This window comes from Rhizobacter sp. Root1238 (genome assembly GCF_001425825.1).
Classification (GTDB): Bacteria; Pseudomonadota; Gammaproteobacteria; order Burkholderiales; family Burkholderiaceae_C; genus Rhizobacter.
In genome coordinates, this window is record NZ_LMDM01000014.1 from 105,453 (window position 1) to 122,523 (window position 17,071).

Sequence of the window (17,071 nt, forward strand, 5' to 3'; positions counted from 1 at the left end):
GAGACCATCCGTGAAGACATTCCCCCACCGCCAGACCGTGCTCGCCCTGGCTGCCGCCGCAGCCAGCGTGTTGAGCGCCACCTCTGCACAAGCCGTCGATTGGGGCGGCTACTTCCGCACCGGCCCGGGCGCGACGTCGAAGGACTCGTCGCGCGCGTGCTACGGACCTGTTGAGCGCCACCTCTGCACAAGCCGTCGATTGGGGCGGCTACTTCCGCACCGGCCCGGGCGCGACGTCGAAGGACTCGTCGCGCGCGTGCTACGGACTGGGCGGAGAAGGCATGAAGTACCGGCTCGGCAACGAGTGCGACTTCTACGGCGAGTTCCTGCTGAGCCAGGGCTTCAAGGCCGATGGCGTGGAATACAAGGCCGCGCTGATGACCAACCTGTACAGCAACGGCACCGACACCGGTGCGGTGGACCGCGGCCTGAGCGGGCAGCCGGCGACGAACCAGTCGCTGGACCACAGCAAGCTGGGCATCAACCAGATGTACGTCGAGGGCAAGGGCTACGACATTGCGCCGAACACGAACTTCTGGATCGGCAAGCGCTTCTACGGCCGTGCGGACGTGCACATCGTCGACACGTTCTTCGTGAACCTGTCGGGCGTGGGCGCCGGTGCGGACAGCATGGACGTCGGTGGCGGCAAGCTGGCGGTGGCGGCGTTCCGCTCGGACAGCGCCGACTCGACCAAGCCGGGCTCGCGCGTGAACGTGGACTTCTCGGAGCTGGTGGTGAACCCGGGCGGCAAGCTGCGCATCGTGGGCACGATCACGAAGGGCGACTTCACCGACGGCAAGAACGGCTTCGGGYTGACCGCGCAGCACAACCAGGACAACGCRCTGGGGCTGGGCGGCACCAACATCCTGTGGGTGCAGTACGCGCAGGGCTCGGCCGGGCTGAACGGCAACTTCGGCAACCTGGGTGCGAACTCGGGCAACAAGAGCTACCGCATCGTTGAGAGCCCGGGCTGGCAGGTCGGCCCGTTCGGCGGGCAGGGCATGGTGATGTTCCAGCACGACAAGCTGGACGACGGCCTGGGCAACACGACCAACGTGAAGTCGGTGTCGGTGGGCGGGCGCGGCTCGTACGCGCTGACCAAGAACTTCAAGCTGGTGGCCGAAGCCGCGTACGTGCAGAAGAAGCCGGACGCCACCGACACGCAGAAGCTGGCGAAGTTCACCTTCGCGCCGACGCTGGCGACCGGCCCGGGCTTCTGGAACCGTSACCACCGCGAAGTGGAACAGCGCGGCCAACGCCGCCACCGGCCCCAACGGCCTGACCGGCAACGCCGACGGCAAGACCAAGGGCACCTCCTATGGTGCTCAAGCGGAAATCTGGTTCTGATCCGGTACCGGCTGACGACTCCTTTCGAAGGGCCCTGCGGGGCCCTTTTTTCATGTCGGTGAACCCTCGGCGCGGCCGACTCAGGGCTTGTCCCGATGACGCCAAAACCGTCTGAAGCGACATTTCGTTCGTCACTCAAACTATGTCGATGTGGTCGAACTCGTACCCATCGGCGATCGAAGTGATGCACCCCACAAGACTGGAGAGAGACATGCAGATCAAGCACACCCTGGGCGCCGTCGCCTTCGCGCTCGCCTTCGGCGGCCTCAGCAGCGCTGCGCAGGCGCAACTCACCGTCGGCGTCAGCTGGTCGAACTTCCAGGAAGAGCGCTGGAAGACCGACGAGGCGGCCATCAAGGCCCAGCTCGAGAAGCTCGGCGCCAAGTACGTCAGCGCCGATGCCGGCGGCTCGCCCGAGAAGCAGCTGGCCGACATCGAGGGCCTGATGTCCAAGGGCGCCAAGGTGCTGATCGTGCTGGCGATGGACAAGGACGCGATCCTGCCGGCCGTCAACAAGGCCGCGAAGCAGAAGGTGCCGGTGGTGGCCTATGACCGGCTGATCGAGGCGCCGGGCGTGTTCTACATCACCTTCGACAACAAGGAGGTCGGCCGCCTGCAGGCGCGTGCCGTCTACAAGGCCCAGCCCAAGGGCAACTACGTGATGATCAAGGGCTCGCCGACCGACCCGAACGCGAACTTCCTGCGCGAAGGCCAGCAGGAGGTGATCGACGCGGCCGTCAAGAAGGGCGATATCAAGATCGTCGGCGAGGAGTACACCGACGGCTGGAAGCCCGAGGTCGCGCAGAAGAACATGGAACAGATCATCACGAAGAACGGCGGCAAGATCGATGCGGTCGTCGCGTCGAACGACGGCACCGCCGGCGGCGTGGTGGCTGCACTCACCGGCAAGGGCATCAAGGGCATCCCGGTGTCGGGCCAGGACGGCGACTTCGCCGCGCTGAACCGCGTGGCCGCCGGCTCGCAGACGGTGTCGGTCTGGAAGGACGCGCGCGACCTGGGCCGTGAAGCGGCCAGCGCGGCGGTGGCGCTCGGCAGCGGCAAGTCGCCCGAGAAGGCCGTCAGCTGGAACGGCGGCGAGAAGAAGATCGCGCTGCAGTCGCGCTTCCTGGCGCCGGTCGCGATCACGCGCGACAACCTCGACGTCGTCGTCAAGGCCGGCTGGATCAAGAAGGACGAGCTGTGCAAGGGCGTGACGGGCGACAAGGTGCCCTCGGCCTGCAAGTGAGTTCGCTGATCCAGCCCTCCCTGATCAAGCACCTGCGCCACGCCGCCGTCGACTGGCGGCTGGTGCTGATGGGGCTGGTGCTCGCCGTGATGTCGGTGGTGTTCCACGCGATGTCCGGCGGCATCTTCCTGTCGCCGGAGAACCTCTACAACATCGCGCAGCAGACGGCGGTGGTCGGCATCGTCTCGACGGTGATGGTGCTGGTGATCGTCGCGCGCCACATCGACCTGTCGGTTGGCTCGACGATGGGTTTCGTCGGCGTGCTGATCGCGTACCTGCAGTACACCGCCGGCTGGTCGTGGCAGGCCTCGTGCCTGGCGGGCCTCGCGGTCGCGCTGCTGGTGTCGGTGTACCAGGGCGGACTGACGGCGGTGCTCGGCGTGCCGTCGTTCGTCGTGACGCTGGGCGGGCTGATGTCGTTCCGCGGCGCGGCCTTCCTGGTCGCCGACGGCAAGACGCAGCCGGTCAGCGACGACTTCTTCGTCAACCTCGGCGGCGGCTACGACGGGGCGATCGGCGTCGGCCCGAGCTGGGTGCTGGGTGGGCTGCTGAGCGCGGCACTGGTCGTGCGCATGCTGCTGCGCCGGCGCGCCAAGCAGCGCCACGGCATGGCGCTGCAGCCGCTGTGGGTCGACGGGCTGCTGGCCGGGCTGACGATCGCGCTGCTGCTCGGCTTCGTGGCGGTGATGTCGGCCTACCGGATCTCGTCGAAGACCGAGGCGCAAGGCATCCCGGTGCCGGTGCTGATCTGGGGCGTGGTGGCCGGCACGCTGTCGTTCATCGTGCACCGCACCCGCTTCGGCCGCTATGTGTTCGCGATGGGCGGCAACCCCGATGCGGCCGCGCTGGTCGGCATCCCGGTGCGGCGCGTCACGTTGATGCTGTTCGCGCTGCTGGGCGTGCTGATCACGGTGGCCGCGATCGTGTCGGTGGCCCGGTTGAACGCCGGCACCAACTCGCTGGGCAGCGGCATGGAGCTCTACGTGATCGCCGCCGCGGTGATCGGCGGCACCGCCTTGTCCGGCGGCAGCGGCTCGATCCTCGGCTCGGTGCTGGGCGCGCTGATCATGCAGTCGCTCGACAGCGGCATGCTGCTGCTCGACGTGCCGATCGGCAAGCGCATGGTGATCATCGGACAGGTGCTGATCGTGGCCGTCGTGTTCGACGTGCTGTACCGCCGCTACGTGCAGGAAAGCTGATGGAACCCCTGGTCGAACTGGTCGACATCCACAAGGCCTTCGGCGGCGTGCGCGCCGTCGAGGGCGTCAACCTGACGCTGTACCCGGGCGAGGTGGTCGCGCTGCTCGGCCACAACGGGGCCGGCAAGTCCACGCTGATGAAGATGCTGGCCGGCGCCTACCCGATCGACAGCGGCGAGACCCGCATCGGCGGCAAGAAGGTGCAGATCCGCACGCCGGCCGAGGCGCAGTCGCACGGCATCGAGACGATCTACCAGACGCTCGCGCTGGCCGACAACCTCGATTCGGTGGCCAACCTGTTCCTCGGCCGCGAGAAGCTGACGCCCTGGCGCACGCTGGACGACCACTTCATGGAGGTGCAGGCCCGGCAGGTCTTCCAGCGCCTGAACAAGAACTTCACCAACATCCGCACGCCGGTGCGCAGGCTGTCGGGCGGGCAGCGGCAGGTGGTCGCGATCTCGCGGGCGATCTACTTCAATGCGCGCATCCTGGTGATGGACGAACCCTGCGCCGCGCTTGGGCCCGAGGAGACGCGCATGGTCGGCAACCTGGTGCGCCAGCTGAAGGCCGAGGGCGTCGGCATCTTCCTGATCAGCCACGACATGCCCGACGTGTTCGAGCTCAGCGACCGGCTCGCGGTGATGAAGAACGGCAAGCTGGTCGGCACCTACCGCACCAGCGACGTCACCGAGGACGAGGTGCTCGGCATGATCATCCTCGGCAAGCAACCGGCGGGCAAAACGCAGGCATTCGCACCGGTTTGACGACCCGCCCGGCCGCTTGTTGCGGTGCGGGATGCTACATTTCGGGGGTTTGCCCTAGGGCCCGCGCGGACCGACGCCTCTCGGCTCGTCCGCGGCTGTAACCACCCTGAAACCCAACCTGATGGCCTTGCCCACCGCCGCGCCCGAGCGTCAGCTCAAGCATCGACGCAGCATCGACGTGCGCGTCTATGCGCGCGGCAACGGCCTGTGGGAAGTCGACGCCCACCTGAGCGACATCAAGACCCGCGACGCCACGCTGGCCGGCCAGGTCCGCCATGCCGGCGACCCGATCCACGACATGCTGCTGCGGCTGGTGATCGACGAGGCCTTCAACATCCTCGAGGCCGGCTCCGAAACCCGCTGGATGCCGTACCCCGGCCACTGCGACGACCTCGGCGATGCCTATGGCACGCTGGTCGGCCTGAACCTGCTGCAGGGCTTTCGCGCCGCGGTGCGCGAGCGGCTCGGCGGCGTGCTGGGCTGCACCCACCTGACCGAGATGACCCAGGTGCTGCCGACCGCGGTCGTGCAGGCCTTTGCCGGCGAGGTGCTGGACACGCGGGAGGACAATGCGTCCGGCCGCCAGCCGTTCCAGCTTGACCGCTGCCATGCGCTGCGCACCGACGGGCCGGTGGTGCGCACCTTCTACCCCCGCTGGTACCGAGCATTGCCTGTGCCAGGCACTCCCATCGACGGGCCTGCCCGTTGAACATTTTTAGAAACTGAGCGAGAGAGTCCGCGATGAAAATCCATGAGTACCAAGGCAAGGAAATCCTGCGCCAGGCCGGTGTCCCGGTGCCGAAGGGCTACCCGGCATTCAGCGTGCTGGAAGCCTCCGAGGCGGCCCAGAAGCTGGGCGGCCCGGTCTGGGTCGTGAAGGCGCAGATCCATGCCGGCGGTCGCGGCAAGGGCGGCGGCGTCAAGCTCGCGCGCTCGCTCGACGACGTGAAGAAGCTGTCCGGCGAGATCCTCGGCATGCAGTTGAAAACCCACCAGACCGGCCCCGAAGGCCAGAAGGTGCGTCGCCTGCTGATCGAGGAAGGCGCCGACATCAAGAAGGAATACTACGTTGCCGCCGTCACCGACCGCGCGACGCAGAAGGTCGCGATGATGGCCAGCAGCGAAGGCGGCATGGACATCGAAGAGGTGGCCCACAACACGCCCGACAAGATCCTGAAGGTCTTCATCGACCCGCTGACCGGCATGACCGACGCGCAAGGCTACGAGCTCGCGAAGGGCATCGGCGTGCCCGAAGCCTCGCAGGCCCAGGCCGTCGACGTGTTCAAGAAGCTGTACGGCTGCTACATGAGCACCGACGCGTCGCTGGCCGAGATCAACCCGCTGATCCTCGAAGGCAACGGCAACATCAAGGCGCTCGACGCGAAGTTCAACTTCGATTCGAACGCGCTGTTCCGCCACCCCGAGATCACCGCCTACCGCGACCTCGACGAAGAGGATCCGGCCGAGATCGAGGCCAGCAAGTTCGACCTCGCCTACATCCAGCTCGACGGCAACATCGGCTGCCTGGTCAACGGCGCCGGCCTCGCGATGGCGACGATGGACACCATCAAGCTGTTCGGCGGCGAGCCGGCCAACTTCCTGGACGTCGGCGGCGGCGCGACGGCCGAGAAGGTCACCGAGGCCTTCAAGATCATGCTGAAGAACCCCAAGGTGAAGGCGATCCTCGTCAACATCTTCGGCGGCATCATGCGCTGCGACACCATTGCCGAAGGCGTGATCGCCGCGTGCAAGGCGGTCAACCTGTCGGTGCCGCTGGTCGTGCGCATGAAGGGCACGAACGAAGACCTGGGCAAGAAGATGCTGGCCGACAGCGGCCTGCCCATCATCAGTGCCGACTCGATGGCCGAAGCGGCCCAGAAGGTCATGGGCGCCCTCAAGGCCTGAACTCGCGCGACGACCCTCCAAGGAAATTCCATGAGCATCCTGATCAACAAAGACACCAAGGTCATCACGCAGGGCATCACCGGCAAGACGGGCCAGTTCCACACCCGCATGTGCCGTGACTACGCGAACGGCAAGAACTGCTTCGTCGCCGGCGTGAACCCGAAGAAGGCCGGTGAAGACTTCGAAGGCATCCCGATCTTCGCGAACGTCAAGGACGCGGCCGCCAGCACCGGCGCCACCGTCAGCGTGATCTACGTGCCGCCGGCCGGCGCCGCCGCGGCCATCTGGGAAGCCGTCGAGGCCGACCTCGACCTGGCCATCTGCATCACCGAAGGCATCCCCGTGAAGGACATGCTGGAAGTGCGCAACAAGATGAAGCAGAAGGAAGCCAAGGGCGGCAAGCAGACGCTGCTGCTCGGCCCGAACTGCCCCGGCCTGATCACGCCCGACGAGATCAAGATCGGCATCATGCCGGGCCACATCCACCGCCGCGGCCGCATCGGCGTGGTCTCGCGCTCGGGCACGCTGACGTATGAAGCGGTCGCGCAGCTGACCGAGATCGGCCTCGGCCAGTCGAGCGCGGTCGGCATCGGCGGCGACCCGATCAACGGGCTGAAGCACATCGACGTGATGCGCATGTTCAACGACGATCCCGAGACCGATGCGGTCATCATGATCGGCGAGATCGGCGGACCGGACGAGGCCGACGCCGCCCGCTGGTGCAAGGACCACATGAAGAAGCCGATCGTCGGCTTCATCGCCGGCGTCACCGCGCCCCCCGGCAAGCGCATGGGCCATGCGGGCGCGCTGATCTCGGGCGGTGCCGACACGGCCGATGCCAAGCTGGAGATCATGGAAGCCTGCGGCTTCACCGTGACGCGCAACCCGTCGGAAATGGGCAAACTGCTGAAGGGCCTGCTCTAAGCAAGCCGGGCTCGACGCCCCAGGGGCCGCCTTTGCAGGCGGCTTTTTTTTCGGCGGGACGACGGCGCCTGTGGAAACTACAGAAGCCGGGCGCCGGCCGGCCGGCAGACAATGCCGGCCTCGGTTTCCGCAATCATCGAACACAACAACCAGGAGGATCCACACCCATGGACTTCACGTCAGGAGCCCTGTGGGGCGCCTTCGGCGCCATCATCGCCGCCAACATCCTGCTGTCGGGCGACAACGCGGTGGTCATCGCGATGGCCGCCCGATCGTTGCCGCAGGAGCAGCAGAAGAAGGCCATCTTCTGGGGCAGCGCCGCCGCGATCGTGATGCGGATCGTGCTGACCATCGTCGCGGTGCAGCTGCTGCAGCTGCCCTACCTGAAGGTGATCGGCGGCGTGCTGCTGCTGTGGATCGGCGTGCAGCTGCTCGTCGATTCGGAGGACGACGGCGAGGTCAAGTCGCACGGCACCATGGGGGCGGCGATCCGCACGATCCTGGTTGCCGACCTGGTGATGAGCGTCGACAACGTGCTGGCGGTGGCCGGCGCCGCCGACCGGGCGCCCGAGGGTGCGCGGTTGACGCTGCTGATCGTCGGGCTTGCGCTGTCGATCCCGCTGATCATCGCCGGCAGCACGCTGCTGATGAAGATCATGGACCGCTTCCCGATCATCATCACGCTGGGGGCGGCGCTGCTGGGCTTCCTGGCCGGCGAGATGTTCGTCAGCGACCCGTTCTCCCGCGACTGGTTCCACGCCAACGTGCCGGAAGCCGACTTCATCGTCGGCGGCATCTGCGCGGTGCTGGTGGTGGTGGTCGGGCTGTGGCTGCAGAAACGCGGCAAGGCGGCGAAGGGCGGCGCAGCCGAATGACGGCGGCGGGCCCGCGCGGCCTGGAGCCAGCGCCGGCGTGAGCCCGTTCGCCCGTGGCGCCTGTGATATGGTGCCCGCTCCATGTTCAGCGGCGGCCTCGTTCCCCCCGATCCCTCCTTCAACGCCGCGTCGACGGCGGCCGCCGTCGCCTTGCTGCTGACCGCGGTGCTCGTGCACGTGTTGCTGGTGCTGCCGCGGCTCGATGCCGGCCGGGGGCGCCTCGCCAGCGGAGCGCTGGCGCTCGTCCAGATCCTGATCGCGTGGGGCCTGCTGTCGGCGGCCGTGTGGGTGCCGTGGCTGCTGCCGGTGGCGGCGCTCGTCACCGGGCACCTCGGGTTCGAACGTGGGCTGGCGGGGCGCCGTGGACCGCCGCATCCTGAATCCCCCGCGCTGCCCGCGCCCGATCCATCGGCGACATCGACCCGCCCCGGCGCCGAAGGTCGCATGCTCGGCCGCTATCGCGTCGAGCGCGAGCTGGGTCGCGGTGCGATGGGCGCGGTCTACCTCGGCCGCGACAGCAAGATCGGCCGCCTGGTCGCGATCAAGACGATGGCGCTGAGCCAGGAGTTCGCCGGCGACGAGCTGGAAGAGGCGCGGCGCCGCTTCTTCCGCGAGGCCGAAACGGCAGGCCGGCTGCAGCATCCCGACATCGTGACGATCTACGACGCCGGCGAAGACCAGGAACTCGCCTACATCGCGATGGAATACCTGAAGGGCGAAGACCTGCTGCGCCACAGCCAGCCCGGGCGGCTGCTGCCGGTGCCGCAGGTGCTGCGCGTCGTTGCGCGCGTGGCCGAGGCGCTGGCCTACGCGCACAGCCAGGGCGTGGTGCACCGCGACATCAAGCCGGCCAACGTGATGGTCGACCTGTCGCGCGACCTGGTGAAGGTCACCGATTTCGGCATCGCGCGGATCTCCGATTCGAGCCGCACGCGCACCGGCATGGTCCTCGGGACGCCGTCGTTCATGTCGCCCGAGCAGATGGCCGGCCTGCGCGTCGACGGGCGCAGCGACCTGTATTCGCTCGGCGTGATGCTGTTCCAGCTGCTGACCGGGATGCTGCCGCACCGCTCGGAATCGATGGCCACGCTGATGCACCAGATCGCCAACGAGCCGGCGCCTGACGTGCGCACGCTGCGCCCGGAGCTGCCGGAAATGCTGGCCGACGTGGTGACGCTCGCGGTCGAGAAGCGGCCCGAGGTGCGCTATGCCGATGGACGGCAGATGGCCTCCGACCTGCGGCAGATCGCGTCGTTGATGGACGCCGCCGCGCTGGCGCCGCCGCCGGCCGTAGGATCGCCACCCCCCGATTCCAGCGGATTCACGGAGACCGTGAAGTTCGACCGTGCCGATCCAAGGCACAATTCCTGACCCCCTCGGTTTGAAGGTTCGATGACTCTGCCCGTGTCCGCCACCGCCATGTCGCTTGAATTCTTCAGTGCCACGGACACCGGCCGAGCGCGCAACAACAACGAGGATTCGGTCGCCGTGCACGAGGCTTCGGCGCTGGTCGTGCTGGCCGACGGCATGGGCGGCTACAACGCCGGCGAGGTCGCCAGCGGCATGGCCACCTCGTTCATCAAGACCGAACTGGGCCGCTGGCTGCAGGAAGCGTCGGGCAACGCGTCCGACACCGACGTGCGCCGGGCGATGGACATCTGCGTGGACAACGCGAACCGCGCGATCTTCAATGCGGCCAATTCGAACCCGCAGTACGCCGGCATGGGCACCACGCTGGTGGTCGGCGCCTTCCGCGACGGCCGGCTGCTGATGGGTCACGTCGGCGATTCGCGCGGCTACCGCTTTCGCGCCGGGCGCCTGCAGCAGATCACGCACGACCATTCGCTGCTGCAGGAACAGATCGATTCCGGGCTGATCACGCCGGAACAGGCTGCCTTCTCCGCCAACAAGAATCTGGTGACGCGCGCGGTCGGCGTCGAAGACACCGTGCTGCTGGAGACCCACCTGCACGACCTGATGCCCGGAGACATCTACTTACTCTGCTCCGACGGGCTGTCTGACATGCTGGACGATGAAAGCATCGGCCAGGTGTTGCAGGCACACGACTCGCTGGACGAGGCAGGCGCGGCGCTGATTGACGCGGCCAATGATGCGGGTGGAAAGGATAATATCGCGGTGGTCCTGGTTCGGGTACGGGGCCAGAGCATCGCGCCGCGGTCCTGGTGGCCGTTCAGGCGTTGAAGCGTTCGGGCGTTGAAGTTTTGCCGGCGCTGAAATTGCCAGCACATTGCACGGGGTCCTGGTTCGGAGCCCAGACATACAAGAGAGACTAGAGGTCAAGCATGGGCAAGTTGGTCGTATCGCTCGACGGAGTCGTGATCAAGGAAGTGCAGATCACCAAGGACAAGACGACCCTTGGCCGGCGGCCCTACAACGACATCGTGATCGACAACCTGGCCGTCAGCGGTGAGCACGCGGTGCTCCAGATGGTCGGCTCCGATGTGTTCATCGAAGACCTGAACAGCACCAACGGCACGTACATCAACGGCAAGGCCGTCAAGAAGCAGCTGCTGGCGCACAACGACACCGTCGAGATCGGCAAGTACAAGATCAAGTACCTGGTCGAGGACGGGACCGACTACGAGAAGACGATGATCCTGAAGCCCGGCGCCGCGCCGGTGCCTTCTGCCCAGGGCTTCGCGCAGACGCTGGCGCCGGCCTCCGGCTTCGGCGGGCTGGGCGCATCGTCGAACCCGGCGACCATCAAGGTGCTGAACGGTGCTGCCGCCGGCCGCGAGGTCGCGCTCACCAAGGTGGTCACGACCGTCGGCAAGCCCGGCGTGCAGGTCGCGTCGATCACGAAGCGTCCGGGCGGTTATGTGTTCGCCCACGTCGAAGGCGCCACGCGCCCGACCATCAACGGCAACCCGCTGGCCAGCGACACGCTGCCGCTGAAGAACGGCGACGTGATCGAACTCGCCGGCACGCAGATGCAGTTCGTGCAGGCCTGAGAAACTGTAGCCCGGCCGGCGTGAAGCAATTCACGTCGATCGCGAATGCCGGGTATCGAGGTGTTCAAGGTGGGCCCGATTGCGGCTTCGCACCTTGCATCACCGGGCGGTCGCAGTCAGCATTCAGCGTTCTGTCCTGCTGGCGTGCCTGAGTCGCGCGCCTCCTGCCACCGCCATGAAAATCCGCGTCCTCGGGTGCTCCGGGGCCATTGCCGCAGGCAGCCGGACCACCGCCTTCCTGGTCGATCACGATGTGCTCGTCGATGCGGGCACCGGCGTGGGCGACCTGTCGCTCGATGAGCTGACGGGCATCGATCACATCCTGATCAGCCACTCGCACCTCGACCACATCCTGTCGATCGGGCTGCTGGCCGACAGCGTGATGCGCAGGCGCATGGCTGCCGGCCGGCCGGCGATCCAGGTGCATGCGCTGCCGCAGACGCTGGAAGCGCTGCGCCAGCACATCTTCAATGGCGTGATCTGGCCCGACTTCACGCGCCTGCCGAGCCGCGAGCAGCCGGTGATGCAGCTGCGGCCGTTCGAGATCGGCCAGCAACTGATGCTGGGCGGCAAGACCTTCGAGGTGCTGAGCGCGGCCCACACGGTGCCGGCGGTTGGCTTCGGGCTGAAGGGCGCCGATGGCTGGTGGATCTACACCGGCGACACGGGGCCCAACCCGTTGCTGTGGGAGCGGCTGGCGCAGCTGAAGGTGGCGCACCTGGTGATCGAGACCGCCTTCAGCGACGACGAGCGACAGCTCGCGCGCATCAGTCGGCACCTGTGCCCGACCGCGCTCGGGGATGAGCTGGCCTCGCTGAAGCACAGCGTCGACATCCACATCACCCACATCAAGCCTGGCGAGACGGACGCCGTGATGAGCGAAATAGGCCGCCTTGATACCATCCACCGGATTCGCATGCTTGTCGCGGGCGACGTGATCGACGTGGGTTGATTCGAAGGGCTTATGGGATTCTTTGACTGGCTGCGCAGGCCGCAACGCGCCATCGCGGCGGTGAAACCGGAACGCGAGCTGGTTGACCATGAGGCGGCGGGCCCGTCCCAGCGCGGCGTTGAGTTGCTGAGGTCGGGCCAGATGCTGGCAGCGTCGCAGCAGTTCCGGGAGGCGGTGGCAAGAGAGCCCGGTGTCGCGTCTCACCACGTGAATCTGGCCTACACACTGCAGCAAGTCGGCGAAGGGGTCGCTGCGCTCGACCATTTGCGGCTGGCGGTGTCGCTGGATCCGGAATCGCTCGATGCGCGATACATGCTGGCTGGCGCGCTGGAAACTCTGCCCGATTTCGAGGGCGCGGTCGAACATGTACGCGCCGCATTGGCCCTGCGGCCGGATTTCGAGGCGGCGCGGATCGACCTTTGCCGAATGCTTGCGCTGAAGGGCGATCTGGTGCAAGCGCGTGCGGCCATCGAAGAGGCGATGACGCTGCATCCGTCGAACGCGGACTTCCATCACTATCTCGGCAACGTGTGCGTGACCGAGGGGCAACCGGATGCGGCCGTCGAACACTACCGCCGCGCACTCGAACTTCGCCCGGACCATGTTCAGGTCATTGCCAATATCGGCAGTACTTTGCGGATCAAGGGTCTGTACGAAGAAGCCATCGCCAGCTACGAGCAGGCCTTGAAGCTCGACCCCACGTTCGCCGATGCGCATGCCAAATGGGGCATGACGCGCAAGGCGCAAGGCCGCCTTGCCGAGTCGGAGGAGGCATTTCGTCGGGCGCTTCAGCTGGATCCGAAGAACCCGGACACCCTGAATGAGATGGGCATGGTGCTCCAGGAGCAGGGCAAGCTGCCGCAGGCCATCGAGCACTATCGGCGTGCCATTTCGCTGCGTCCGGACCTTCCCGGTGGCTACGTCAACCTGGGGATGGCGCTGGACCACAACGGGCAGTCCGGAGAGGCCGTCGATGTCTACAAACAGGGCTTGGCAATCAAGCCGTCGCACGAGCTCCATGGCAATCTGGGGATCACGCTGGCCAAGCTCGGCAACACCGACGAGGCAATCGATCACTACCACGAGGCGATCCGGCTGAGCCCCGACAACCTGAGCGTCCATTGCAACCTGGCAAGCGCGTTGGGCGACACGGGGGCGACCGAACAGGCGATTGCGGCGTACCGCGATGTGCTGGCGAAGCGCCCCGACTTCCTCATGCCCCACAGCAACCTGCTCGTGTACCTGGCATCCACCGGCCACGCCTCGACGCAGGAATACCTGGCCGAGGCGCGCCGTTTCGATGCGAAGCTCGCGCGTCCGCCCGAGGATCCTCCGGTCCGCCGCAACCTGGCTTCCGGGCAGCCTCTTCGCGTGGGATTCGTGTCCGGCGACCTGCGCACCCACCCTGTCGGCTTGTTCATTGAGGGAATCATTCAGCACCTGGAGCCCAGCAAGCTGGAGCTCATTGCGTACTCGACCGTGGGCCAGGAAGACGCCTTGACGGCACGGATCAAGCCGCGCTTCGGCCAATGGGTGCAGCTGAGAGGGCTGGGCGATGACGCTGCAGCCCGCAGGATTCGTGCTGACGAGGTTGACATCCTGATCGACCTGGCCGGTCACACCGCCGAGAATCGCCTCGCCGTGTTTGCGAGGCGTGCGGCGCCGGTCCAACTCAGCTGGCTGGGATACTGGGCCAGCACGGGCGTGTCCGAGATCGACTACGTGCTCGCCGACGAGGGCTGTGTGCCGATCGGCGATGAGCACCAGTTCAGCGAGCGGATCTGGCGTCTGCCACAAACCCGCTTGTGCTTCACGCCGCCGGCCACCGATGCCGCTCCGCCGGTTGCACCACTGCCCGCGTTGCAGCGCGGTCACATCACCTTCGGATGCTTCCAGCGCCTGCCGAAGATCACCGATGAGGTGCTGGCACTGTGGGGCGAGGTGTTCGCGCGCTTGCCCGATGCGCGTCTGTTGATTCAGAGTGTTCAGACTGGCCGCGCCAAGGCGGTCGAACAGACCCTCGCCCGATTGGCCCGCGTCGGCATCGCATCCGACCGCGTCACCCTTCGCGGCCCGGTTCCGCGGGACGTCTACCTCCAGGCCTACAGTGAAGTCGACATCGTCCTTGACACGTTCCCGTATACAGGCGGTACGACCACGTGCGAGGCGCTGTGGATGGGGGTGCCGACGCTCACGCTGTCGGGAGACACCATGATCTCCCGCCAGGGGGAGGCCTTGATGCGTGCTGCAGGGCTGCCGCAATGGGTGGCGACCGATCGCGCCGATTTCGTGTGCAAGGCTGCGCTGCTGGCCTCGGACATGCCGGCACTGGCGGCATGGCGCGAGGGCGTGCGCGGCCGATTGGCAGGCACGGCCTTGTTCGACGTGCGTCGGTTTGCACGCAACTTCGAAGAAGCTGTGGCGGAGATCTGGCGACAAGGGGCCGCGGCCTCTGCGGAAACCCGGTCGTCATGACGCAAATCGTCGCTCGCCGAAGCAAAGAAAGCGGCAGCGAATGACAGGTTTCGTCGCATCCGTGTCGGATGCTCCTGCAAAGCGCCAAGCAATACCGTTCTAGGGGGGTGATTCGACTTGGCATGAACGCTGCAAATGAGTAGAGCGAGCGGCAGTTCCGTCTCTTTCCTCAACCGACTCAGGAGCCATTCCTCATGAAACGCGTCCAACAAGGCTTTACCCTTATCGAACTGATGATCGTCGTGGCGATCATCGGCATCCTGGCAGCAGTTGCGCTGCCGGCTTACCGCGACTACACGGTCCGCGCCAAGGTTTCCGAAGTGATCCTGGCCGCCTCGTCGGGCAAGACGTCGGTGTCGGAGCAAGCCGCCACCTACGGCGCAATGCCGTCGACGACATCTGGCGCGATCAACACGCAACAATCGCCGTACGTCTCGTCCGTTGCCTATTCGAACACCGGCACCAACACCGGTACGATCACGGCGATCGCTTCTTCGAAGGAAGCTGCCATCTCCGGTTCCAACGTCGTGCTCACCGGCACGTACGACACCTCGACCGGCCAAGTCTCGTGGGCTTGCACCGGTTCGATCGCTCCGAAGTACCTGCCTTCCAGCTGCAAGTAATCGGATTCACGATTGCAAAAGAGGCCTCTTCGGAGGCCTCTCCTGTTTGAGTCTCCGCCTTTTTCTCATGGCTCCAGACCCCAGCGCAGCCCGAAAGATCGACTCGGCGACACGGTTATTTCTCTTCGGCGCGGGGGCGTGTGCACTGCTGTCGTGGTTGATGCCCACGCATGAACTTCCCTGGACCACGTTTCATGCCGAATTGGCGATGGGGATCGCGGCGCTGTTCGGCTCGGTGAGTGTGTTGTCCGCCCTTCGCGGGCGGGTCGTTGCGATGCCATCGCTCACCGTTTTCGCTGCGGCCGTGTCCATGACACCGTTGCTGCAGCTCCTGGTCGGCACGATCCGCTTCGCCGGCGATGCGATCCTCTCCAGTCTGTACCTGTTCTCGTTCGCCATGACGGTGGCCATCAGTTTCCATGCGGCCCGTTTGTGGTCCGGACGGCGAGTGCTGGACGCTTGCGCCTGGGTCGTTGTGCTAGCGGCCATCGCGTCTTCCGGCATGGCCCTTGGTCAATGGCAGATGTCGGACGGCCTTCCATTGCTGGTGAACACGCTTGCGCCGCTCTCTCGGCCGTACGCGAATCTGCTTCAGCCCAATCTGCTGGCCACCCTTCTTGTCCTGGGTTTGGTCGGCGTCGCGTGCCTGTTCGACAACAGGCGCATCAGTGCCGCGGTCAGCTTGCTGACGGCCGCGCTGATCAGCTTTGGCTTGATCCTGGCCCAGTCCCGTGCTGCCTGGCTCGAGCTGGCGGTCATCTCGCTGGTGGTGATTGCCAAGCGCCGCGCGCTGACGGGTTCGCTGGGCTTGCGGCACTTTGCGATTGGCGCAATGCTGTTGATCCTGGCCCAGCTCGCCTGGATGGTTCTCGATCCGCTGAGCGCTCACCCGGTCGCCCGTGATGCAACGGTGAGTACGGCGTCGACCGGAAACCGGATCACGCACTGGCACGAGATGGCCGTCGCCATGCTGCGCCGGCCATGGTCGGGGTATGGTTGGATGGGTGTGGTTTCCGCCCAATATGACGTGGCCGCCGCATTCCCGGCTACACACGAAATTCTGGGTTACAGCCACAACCTGGTCCTCGATCTGCTGGTCTGCACCGGCATACCGCTGGGGCTGATCATTGTGGGCTGGCTACTTGTCTGGCTGTGGGGCGTCGCGACAAGCGCGACCGATTCGACCGCCTTGCTTGCGTTGGTCGCACTGATGGCGATGCTGAGCCACGCGCAAGTCGAGTATCCGCTCGCGTACACCTACTTCCTGTTGCCCGCCGGCGTGCTGTGCGGCTTGTTGTGCGCGGATGGACCGACCGCATCGGTGCGTGTCGTCCCGGCGTGGCTGTCGCCGATGCTGCTGTGCGGCGCCGCGTCATTGCTGTTCGTCGTGTCCGTCGACTACCTGACCGTCGAGCAGCAAATGATGCGGCTGCGGTTCGAGCAAGCACGCATCGGCTTGCATGCACCTCAGTCGACGCTGCCTCCCATCCGACTGCTGTCGCAGTTCGATGCCCTCTTGCAGTTTGCACGGACGCCGGAGCGCAAAGACATGACCGAGCTGCAACTTGGCGAAATGCGCCAGACCGTTGCCCGCTTCCCGTCCGGCGCGAACATGGTGCGACTGGCCGCGGCTCTGGCACTGAATAACCAGTCTGAAGAGGCTGTACAGGTGCTGCGGCGCGTCTGCAAGCTCGAACCCGAGGCGACGTGCCAAAACCTGACGGCACTGTGGGCGGTACTGGGCGCTCGGCAACCCGCCATCCAGCGGGTGACATGGCCGTCGGCGTGA

The 17,071-nt window shown here is 66.2% G+C and carries 15 protein-coding genes; all 15 read left to right on the top strand.

The genetic code is table 11. The features are described 5' to 3' along the window. Positions 1-170 precede the first annotated feature (170 nt). The 15 genes from ASC98_RS13230 to ASC98_RS13300 all read left to right on the top strand — a co-directional run bounded on the left by ASC98_RS13230 (position 171) and on the right by ASC98_RS13300 (position 17,071). The gene (locus ASC98_RS13230; protein ID WP_056820012.1) at positions 171-1,409 is read left to right on the top strand and encodes a carbohydrate porin; all 1,239 of its coding nucleotides are present in this window, start codon (positions 171-173) and stop codon (positions 1,407-1,409) included. Positions 1,410-1,558: 149 nt separating this feature from the next. Next, entirely contained in the window at positions 1,559-2,593 is a 1,035-nt protein-coding gene (gene xylF, locus ASC98_RS13235) for a D-xylose ABC transporter substrate-binding protein (RefSeq protein ID WP_056812774.1), read from the top strand. Positions 2,594-2,661: 68 nt separating this feature from the next. Then, on the top strand, positions 2,662-3,792 hold the full coding sequence (locus ASC98_RS13240; RefSeq protein ID WP_056812783.1) for a sugar ABC transporter permease: 1,131 nt from the start codon (positions 2,662-2,664) through the stop codon (positions 3,790-3,792). Beyond that, positions 3,792-4,556: an ATP-binding cassette domain-containing protein gene (locus tag ASC98_RS13245; protein ID WP_056812773.1), complete on the top strand. Its 765-nt coding sequence runs from the start codon at positions 3,792-3,794 to the stop codon at positions 4,554-4,556. The genes ASC98_RS13240 and ASC98_RS13245 overlap by 1 nt, the downstream gene beginning before the upstream one ends. A 121-nt stretch (positions 4,557-4,677) precedes the next feature. Further along, the gene (locus ASC98_RS13250; protein WP_056812770.1) at positions 4,678-5,265 is read left to right on the top strand and encodes a DUF2889 domain-containing protein; all 588 of its coding nucleotides are present in this window, start codon (positions 4,678-4,680) and stop codon (positions 5,263-5,265) included. Between the two features lie 32 nt (positions 5,266-5,297). Further along, the gene (sucC, locus tag ASC98_RS13255) at positions 5,298-6,461 is read left to right on the top strand and encodes an ADP-forming succinate--CoA ligase subunit beta (protein ID WP_056812767.1); all 1,164 of its coding nucleotides are present in this window, start codon (positions 5,298-5,300) and stop codon (positions 6,459-6,461) included. Positions 6,462-6,491: 30 nt separating this feature from the next. Further along, positions 6,492-7,385, top strand: a complete 894-nt coding sequence (gene sucD / locus ASC98_RS13260) for a succinate--CoA ligase subunit alpha (protein ID WP_056812764.1) — start codon at positions 6,492-6,494, stop codon at positions 7,383-7,385. 167 nt (positions 7,386-7,552) lie between these two features. Beyond that, complete coding sequence (locus ASC98_RS13265) at positions 7,553-8,260, top strand: TerC family protein (protein ID WP_056812761.1); 708 nt, start codon at positions 7,553-7,555, stop codon at positions 8,258-8,260. Positions 8,261-8,341: 81 nt separating this feature from the next. Next, a complete protein-coding gene (locus ASC98_RS32345) occupies positions 8,342-9,631 on the top strand; it encodes a serine/threonine-protein kinase (protein WP_082542165.1) in 1,290 nt (429 codons plus the stop codon). 48 nt (positions 9,632-9,679) lie between these two features. Then, positions 9,680-10,462 carry a Stp1/IreP family PP2C-type Ser/Thr phosphatase gene (locus tag ASC98_RS13275; RefSeq protein WP_047501166.1) on the top strand — a complete coding sequence of 261 codons (783 nt, stop codon included), beginning with the start codon at positions 9,680-9,682 and terminating at the stop codon, positions 10,460-10,462. 101 nt (positions 10,463-10,563) lie between these two features. Then, entirely contained in the window at positions 10,564-11,232 is a 669-nt protein-coding gene (locus tag ASC98_RS13280; RefSeq protein WP_056812758.1) for an FHA domain-containing protein, read from the top strand. A 175-nt stretch (positions 11,233-11,407) separates the two neighbouring features. After that, positions 11,408-12,184 (top strand): MBL fold metallo-hydrolase, encoded by a 777-nt coding sequence (locus ASC98_RS13285; protein ID WP_056812754.1) that lies wholly within the window; start codon positions 11,408-11,410, stop codon positions 12,182-12,184. Between the two features lie 12 nt (positions 12,185-12,196). Further along, positions 12,197-14,659, top strand: a complete 2,463-nt coding sequence (locus tag ASC98_RS13290) for a tetratricopeptide repeat protein (protein ID WP_056812751.1) — start codon at positions 12,197-12,199, stop codon at positions 14,657-14,659. 194 nt (positions 14,660-14,853) lie between these two features. Beyond that, complete coding sequence (locus ASC98_RS13295) at positions 14,854-15,282, top strand: pilin (RefSeq protein WP_056812747.1); 429 nt, start codon at positions 14,854-14,856, stop codon at positions 15,280-15,282. A gap of 67 nt (positions 15,283-15,349) precedes the next feature. Continuing rightward, positions 15,350-17,071, top strand: a complete 1,722-nt coding sequence (locus ASC98_RS13300; RefSeq protein ID WP_082552761.1) for a PglL family O-oligosaccharyltransferase — start codon at positions 15,350-15,352, stop codon at positions 17,069-17,071.